Origin of the sequence: Bradyrhizobium sp. 142, from assembly GCF_023074015.1 — a bacterium.
GTDB lineage: Bacteria > Pseudomonadota > Alphaproteobacteria > Rhizobiales > Xanthobacteraceae > Bradyrhizobium.
Genome location: NZ_JADPKQ010000155.1, coordinates 1 through 1,144, shown reverse-complemented (window position 1 = coordinate 1,144; position 1,144 = coordinate 1). Strand labels below are relative to the sequence as shown.

The window sequence follows — 1,144 nt, the reverse complement described above, 5'->3', positions numbered from 1 at the left end:
CCACCACGTGGGTCACCAGCGCCGTTGAGGCCATGCCGCTCTCGATCAGTCGCGGCAGCACCTTCGCCTGCACCACGCCGTCGGTGCAGCCGCGGCAGGCGTATTTGGGACGGATCGTGCGCAGCACCCGCAGGATCGCCGGGATCACGTCCAGCACCTCGCTGACGTCCTCGCCGATCTTATGCAGGCGGCCGTCGCAACACGGGCACGCTGTCGCGTCCGGCTCCAGCACCTGCTCACAGCGTGGCAGGTGCTTGGGCAGCGCGCCGATGTTGCGGCGGGCCTTCTTGCGCGGCTTACCAGCCGGCTTGGTCGCAGCCGCATCGTCGTTGGCCGGCGCAGCTGGTGTGACGCCGGTCTCCAGATCGTCCAGCTCGAGCGCGAGCTGCTCGTCCACGAGCACCGCAAGTCGCTCCGAGCGCTTCCCGAAGATCATCTCCTTGAGCGCCTGCATCGCCACACGTAGCTTCTCGTTCTCGGCGTCAAGCGCGAGCACCATCTCGGTCAGAGCTGCGGTGTCGGTCGGGAGAGCGTCGGGACGAATCGCCATGATCAAACGATACATCCGCGCGCCACAGGCTCCAGCGAAATCCACACGCGTCATCCGACGAGCGCCGGCTGCTTCACAGGCTTCGGCGACACACGCGTCCACTCGAGCCCGTCGAGCAGCATCGCGAGCTGCGTCGCACTCAGATGTATCACGCCGTCGCGGATCGGTGGCCAGGTGAAGCGCCCTTGGTGCAGCCACTTCGTCACCAGCACCATGCCGCTGCCGTCCCACGCCAGAAGCTTCACTCTGTCCATGCGCTTGCTGCGAAACACGAAGACGTCGCCGCAATACGGGTTCGCGCGCAGCGCTTCGCTCACCAGCGCCGACAGCGTGTGCACCGACTTGCGGAAGTCGACCGGCTGCGTCGCCAGCACCACCTTGAGGTCAGACCGTAGCGCAATCACCGGATACCCCGGAGCGCCGACAGCACCGTCGAAAGCGTCGCCAACTCCACGCCTGGCTCAACGCGGATGCGCGCTCCACTCACCTCGATCTCGATCACCCCGCAGGGCTTGGCCGGCCGCGCGGCGATCTCCAAAGGCGTCGTTTGTGCCGGCGAAATACGCTCGGACTCGCCAGCTGTCCCGCCACCGC

Annotated in this window: 3 protein-coding genes; all 3 read right to left on the bottom strand. The window is 66.9% G+C overall.

Annotated elements, in window-relative coordinates:
* Positions 1-565, bottom strand: a 565-nt coding sequence (locus IVA82_RS14735) for an IS66 family transposase zinc-finger binding domain-containing protein (protein ID WP_247389511.1), incomplete at its 3' end; no start/stop codon positions are given.
* A gap of 35 nt (positions 566-600) precedes the next feature.
* The gene (gene tnpB, locus IVA82_RS14730) at positions 601-954 is read right to left on the bottom strand and encodes an IS66 family insertion sequence element accessory protein TnpB (RefSeq protein WP_247318441.1); all 354 of its coding nucleotides are present in this window, start codon (positions 952-954) and stop codon (positions 601-603) included.
* Positions 951-1,144 (bottom strand): hypothetical protein (locus IVA82_RS14725; protein ID WP_247493356.1); only part of this gene is annotated, 194 nt, incomplete at its 5' end. The genes tnpB and IVA82_RS14725, both read right to left, overlap by 4 nt.